Genomic DNA, 6,053 nt, shown 5'->3' on the forward strand with positions numbered 1-6,053 from the left:
CCCCAGGACGGCGCGGCCATCTGCGGGTCCTTCCCCGGCCGTCCTGAGCCGCCCCGGCCCGCCGCCCGGCCTGATACCGGCCCGGCCCGGCCCGGCCCGGCCTGCCGTCGCCGGCCCAGCCGGCCCACCGGTCCGCCCGGGCATGCCAGCCAGCCGGCCCGCCCGAGCCGGCTGGCTGGCATGCCCGGCGCCTGGCGGCCGGCCCGTCCGTGCCTGGCCCGGCGTATCCGTGACGGGTTCGGTGCGTCTGGTGACGGGCAGGGTGTCGGCTATCCGAACGGTTCCGCCCAGGCCGGCGGCGTGTCGGTAAGGTCGGCGTCGCCGCCGGCAGCTGATGGCTGCCGTCAGCACCGCCATGGCCGGGTTTCCCGGACGACCGCCGACGGCGGGGCCCCGTGGACGGCCACCGCCGGCGGCGCTGGTGGGGCCGGCGGGGCCGGCAGTGGCCGGCGACCAGGAAGCCGGGGATTGGGAAGCCTATGGGCCGGGAAGCCCGGGGATCGGGAAGGCGGACGAGTGCACGACCTGTCGCGGATCTTCAAGGCGTACGACGTCCGGGGTGTCGTGCCGTCCGAGCTCGACGCCGACGTCGCGCACGGCGTCGGCGCCGCGTTCGTGCGCCTGCTGGACGCCCCCCGGATCGTCGTCGCGCACGACATGCGTGACTCGTCGGTCCCGCTGTCGGAGGCGTTCGCCGACGGCGCGGCCGGCCAGGGCGCGGATGTGATCATGACTGGCCTCGGCTCCACCGACCTGCTCTACTTCGCCGCCGGCTCGCTGGGCCTGCCCGGCGCGATGTTCACCGCGTCCCACAACCCGGCCAGGTACAACGGGATCAAGCTGTGCCGGGCGGGCGCGGCGCCGATCGGCCAGGACACCGGGCTCGGCGAGATCCGGGCGCTGGCCGAGGCCGGCGTCGCGCCCACCATCGGGCCCCGCGGCACCATCACCCGCCAGGACCTGCTCGCGCCCTACGCCCGGCATCTGCGCGCACTGGTCGACCTGTCGGCGATCCGGCCGCTGACGGTCGCCGTGGACGCGGGCAACGGCATGGGCGGACGTACGGTCCCCGCGGTGTTCGAGGGGCTGCCGCTGTCGGTCCACCCGCTCTATTTCGAGCTGGACGGCTCCTTCCCGAACCACGAGGCGAACCCGATCGAACCGGAGAACCTCCGGGACCTGCAGGCGGCGGTGCGGGCCACCGGCGCCGACATCGGGCTCGCCTTCGACGGCGACGCCGACCGCTGCTTCGTGGTGGACGAACGCGGTGAGATCGTCTCACCGTCCACCATCACCGCCCTCGTCGCCGAGCGGGAGCTCGCCCGCGAGCCCGGCGCCACCGTCATCCACAACGTGATCGTCAGCCGGGGTGTCCCGGAGCTGGTGCGCGAGCTCGGCGGGGTGCCGGTACGCACCCGGGTCGGCCATTCGTTCATCAAGGCGGAGATGGCCCGGACGGGGGCGGTCTTCGGCGGTGAGCACTCCGGGCACTTCTACTTCCGTGACTTCTGGCGGGCCGACTCCGGGATGCTCGCGGCCCTGCACGTCCTGGCCGCGCTGGGTGAGCAGGAGCGGCCGCTGTCGCAGCTGCTCGCCGGCTACGCCCGCTACGTGGCCTCCGGCGAGGTCAACTCCACGGTCGCCGACGCCGCCGCGGCCATGACCGGGATCGAGAAGGCGTATGCCGGGGACGCGGCCGACATCGACCATCTCGACGGGCTCACCGTCACGCTCGGTGGCGGGGTCTGGTTCAACCTGCGGCCGTCGAACACCGAACCGCTGCTGCGGCTCAATGTGGAGGCCCCCGACCATGCCACGATGGCCCGGGTGCGCGACGACGTCCTCGCCCGCGTCCGCTGTGAGAAGCCGCTGTGAGAAGCCGCTGTGAGAAGCCGCTGTGATGAAGCCGCTGTGAAAAAGGAGGTCGGCTGTTGAGTCTCGACCCGCTCCTGCTGGAGATCCTCGCCTGTCCGTGCCCGGCGCACGCCCCCCTGCGCCAGGACACCCTCGGCGGTGAGCCGGTGCTGGTCTGCACATCGTGCGACCTGGCGTTCCCAGTACGGGACGAGATCCCGGTGATGCTGCTCGACGAGGCCGTCCCGTTCGGCGGGGAGGCCCGGCCGTCGGTGCCCGCACCGTTGTGAGCCCTGGCCTGTCGTGAGCCCTGGTCCCGCCATGCCCGGGGCCCTGGCGGGGTTCTGGCGGGGCCCCGGCGGGCGCCGACGTACCCACAGCTCCGCCGGACGGTGGGTGCCGGAGGGTGGGGTGGCGGCAGGGCAGCCCGGCTGGCCGCGGCGTGCGGGCCATGCCCGCCCCGCGGGGCCCGATGGCCCGGCCTGCTCCCCAGGGCTCCCACGCGGGCTCCGCCTGATCCGGCCGGGCCCAGCGGCGTCCGCGGCCCCGCCCCGGCTCTGACGCCCCGACGCTCCGGTACGGCTCTGGCTCTGGCGTCCTGCCCTGGCTCTGACGCCCGACGCTCCGGTACGGCTCTGACACGCGCCCGGCCAGGCCGGACGTGAGCCCCGATGTGCCCGGGCGGGTCCGGGCATGCGATGGTGCAGGACATGTGGGACGCGGGCGTGGACGAGAGCATCCTTGATGACGCCGTCCGGCTGGACGCCGCCGACCCGTCCGGCATGCTGCCGCAGGTGGCCTCGTCGGCCCGCCAGGTCCGGGAGTCCGCCGCGCTGGCGCGGGAGGCCGGCGCCGACGCGCTCGCCGCCGACGGCCGTCCACGGGCGGTGCTCGTCGTCGGGACGGGCACGTCGGCGGCTGTCGGTGACGCGCTCGCCGCGGTGGCCGGGCCGCGCTGCCCGGTCCCGGTGCTCGTCCACAACGGTTTCGGCCTGCCCGGCTGGGTGGGGGTGACCGACGTCGTGATTGCGATATCCGGTTCGGGACGCGACGAGGCGGCCCTGTCCGCGCTGGAGGAGGCCGACCGTCGCGGCTGCCGGACGGTCGCGGTGGGCCCGCCCGACTCGCCGCTGGCGCATCGCGCCGGGCGCGCGCGGGCGCTGTTCCTGCCCGCCCCCGTGGTGGACGGCCGGCCGGCCCGGGCGGGTTACTGGGTGTTGCTGCTGCCGGCTGTCGCTGTCGTGCGGGCTCTCGGCCTTCTCCCGCCCGCCGCCGAGGGCCCGGACGCGGTCGAGGCCGCGGCGGTGCGCCTCGAGGACCTGGCGATACGCTGCCGGCCCGCCAGCGAGACGTTCATCAGCCCGGCGAAGGTGCTGGCGCTCGAGCTCGCCGGTTCGTTACCCCTGCTGTGGGGGACCACCGCGCTGACCGCCGCGGCCGCCGGCCGGGCCGCCGGCCAGCTCGCCGCGAACGCCGGGTACCCGGCGCTGCTGGGCGCCCTTCCCGACGCGGCAAGCCTGCAGGCGGGCGTTCTGGACGGGGCGTTCGGGGTCCGTGGGGCCGACGGTGGCCCGGCGGAGGACTTCTTCCGTGACCGGGCTGACGATGAGGCCGGGCCGGTGCGGCTACGGCTGGTCCTGCTGCGCGACCAGAAGGCCGAGCATCCGACGGTGACCCGGCAGGCGGAGGCCGCCGTCACGGCCGCGGCCGAGCGGGCGGTGGCGGTCACCGAGCTGTCCGCCCAGGGGGCCAGCCGCCTGGAGCGGCTGGCGTCCCTGGTGGGCCTGTTCGACTACACCAGCGTCTACCTTGCCCTCGCGCTCGGTGTGGACCCGACACCGGTGGCTGCCGTGCGCGACCTGAGCGCCTCGCCCACGCCGGCTGCGCACGAGACATAACCGCCCCGCGGCACGGCACCGCCCGCGGCACGGCACCGCCCGCGGCACGGCGCCCCGCGGGACACAGCCGGCTCTGGGCCGTCACCGGCCCGGCCGCTCGTCACCGCCCGAGCCCTGGAACGGGAACCTGCCGGGGGGCAGGACGGGTTCGACGATGTCCGGCGCCGCTGCCGGTGCTGCCGCCGCGGTCGGTGCTGCCGGCGTGTCCGTTGTGGCCGTGGCGGGGGCCGTCGGTTGCGGCGGGGGCGGCGGCGGAGTCGACAGCAGCCCGCCCTTGGTGCCCTTGGCCACGGTGGGATTGGCCTTCGACATGGGCATGGCGGGAACGCCGCTGAGGGCCGCCCGCAGCGACCGGCCCCAGATGATCGCCGGCAGGTCCCCGCCGAACACGCGGGACCATGTCCGGCCATCCGCGACGATCCCCTTCAGGGGGTTGCCCTGCGCTCCCTTGGGGTTGCCGACCGCGACCGAGGCGGCCATCTGGGGGGTGTACCCCACGAACCACGCGGCGGAGTAGTTGTCCGTGGTACCGGTCTTGCCCGCGGCCGGGCGTCCGATCGCCGCCGCGTTCGGGTACCCGGTGCCCTGTGTGATCACCCCTGCCAGGATGCTCGTCACGGTGTCGGCCACCCCGGCGGTCACCGTCCGCTTGCAGACGGGCTCGGGGGCGATGTCGACGTTCTGGTTGCTGGAGTCCGCGGCCGACAGGACGTACCGTGGGTCGCAGCGCATGCCGTGCGCGGCCAGCGTGGCGTAGGCGTTGGCCATGTCCAGCGGGGTGACCCGTTCGGAGCCGATGGTCAGGTCCCCCTTGGTGGGGTGGACGTCCTCCAGGTAGGAGGCGGGGATGCCCAGCCGGACCGCCATGTCGACGACGGCTGGCACGCCGATCTTCTCCTCGAGCTGGATGTAGTAGGTGTTCACCGAGTCCCAGGTCGCCTTGGACAGGTCGTAGACCCCGCTCTCCGCCGGGTCGGCGTTCGAGTAGCCGGTGGCGCAGGGGCTGCCGTCCCGCCGGTCCAGCGGGAACTTCTTCGTGCTGTAGCACGACGGTGAGTAGAACTGGGTGTTCAGCCCGTAGCCGGCCTCGAGCGCGGCGGCGAGGGTGAACGTCTTGAACGTCGACCCGGGCTGGAACACCGCCTTGGTCGCCAGTGGCTCCTTGGTCTGGTTGGTGGCGGAGTCGGAGCCGAACACCCGGTTCACCGCCATCGCCAGGATGTTGCCGGTGCCCGGCTCGATCACCACCTCGGTGGCCGACACCGGGTTGTCGGGCGCTATCACGGCATTGACCGTGTTCTGCACCGCGGCCTGGACCTTGGGCTGCAGCGTCGTCCTGATGACCAGCCCGCCCTCGTAGACCCGCCGGGCGCGCTCGGCATCGGTCGTGCCCAGCGCCGGGTCGGCCAGCAGCCGGGAGCGGACGAAGTCGCAGAAGAAGGACGCGCTCGACGTCTCGCACGAGTCCCGCGCCGCCGCGGCCGCGGCGTGGACCACCTGGACCGGCGCCGCCTTCGCCGCGGCCGCATCGGCCGGGGCGACGTAGCCCAGAGCGGCCATCCGGTCCAGCACGATGTCCCGGCGCGTCCGGGCGGCGTCGGGGTGGTTCACCGGGTCGTACAGGGACGGGCTCTGCACCAGCCCGGCGAGCAGCGCCGCCTGGGGAAGTGTCAGCTTGGCGATGTGGGTCTGGAAGTAGTTCTGGGCGGCGGTACCCACGCCGTAGTTGCCGTTGCCGAAGTAGGCGATGTTGAGGTAGCGCTCCAGGATCTCGTCCTTGGAGATCTTGTTCTCCAGGGTGACGGCGTACCGGGCCTCCTGGATCTTGCGCTCGAGCGACGTGCCGGCGGCATCCTCACGCTGCTGCCTGGTGTGCGCGTTCTGCAGCAGCACGTTCTTGACGTACTGCTGGGTCAGCGTCGAGGCACCCTGCTGGACGTCCCCGGCCTCGCTGTTGCGCAGCGCGGCCCGCACGACGCCCTTCACGTCCACCCCGCCGTGGCTGTAGAAGCGTGAGTCCTCGATGGCGACGATGGCCTGCCGCATGACCACCGGGATGTCCTTGCCGTCGACGACGGTGCGGTTCGTCTCTCCGCGCAGCGTCGCGATGAGGCTGCCGTCGGCGGCGAGTATCTGGGAGCTCTGCGGCAGCGGCGGGGTGAGCAGCTCGTCCGGCAGGCTCAGGTAGTGGTCCGCCGAGGATTTCGCGAACAGGCCGATCGCGCCGACCAGGGGAAGCAGCAACAGGGCGAGACCGACACCGGCCGCGCAGGCGATGATCCCGATCCGGGTGAGCAGCGC

General features: G+C 73.9%; 4 protein-coding genes. 3 read left to right on the forward strand and 1 reads right to left on the reverse strand.

From position 1 onward, the window contains the following. The first annotated feature begins 516 nt into the window (after nucleotides 1-516). From AC5LSR_RS13830 to AC5LSR_RS13840, 3 genes are all read left to right on the forward strand, one after another. Nucleotides 517-1,875, forward strand: coding sequence for a phosphomannomutase/phosphoglucomutase (locus AC5LSR_RS13830; RefSeq protein ID WP_250284962.1), 1,359 nt, complete (start codon nucleotides 517-519; stop codon nucleotides 1,873-1,875). Nucleotides 1,876-1,931: 56 nt separating this feature from the next. Next, nucleotides 1,932-2,144 (forward strand): Trm112 family protein, encoded by a 213-nt coding sequence (locus AC5LSR_RS13835; RefSeq protein WP_250284965.1) that lies wholly within the window; start codon nucleotides 1,932-1,934, stop codon nucleotides 2,142-2,144. Nucleotides 2,145-2,564: 420 nt separating this feature from the next. Continuing rightward, nucleotides 2,565-3,752, forward strand: a complete 1,188-nt coding sequence (locus AC5LSR_RS13840; RefSeq protein ID WP_250284966.1) for an SIS domain-containing protein — start codon at nucleotides 2,565-2,567, stop codon at nucleotides 3,750-3,752. 81 nt (nucleotides 3,753-3,833) lie between these two features. Here AC5LSR_RS13840 and AC5LSR_RS13845 read toward each other — a convergent pair. After that, on the reverse strand, nucleotides 3,834-6,053 hold a 2,220-nt coding region (locus AC5LSR_RS13845; protein ID WP_493468539.1), incomplete at its 5' end, for a transglycosylase domain-containing protein.

The sequence above is a fragment of the Protofrankia sp. CiP1_Cm_nod4 genome (genome assembly GCF_982290645.1).

Bases quoted from the DNA above. Each gene is read 5' to 3' on its own strand.
- AC5LSR_RS13840 (WP_250284966.1), top strand. From the start codon at position 2,565: ATGTGGGACGCGGGCGTGGACGAGAGCATCCTTGATGACGCCGTCCGG.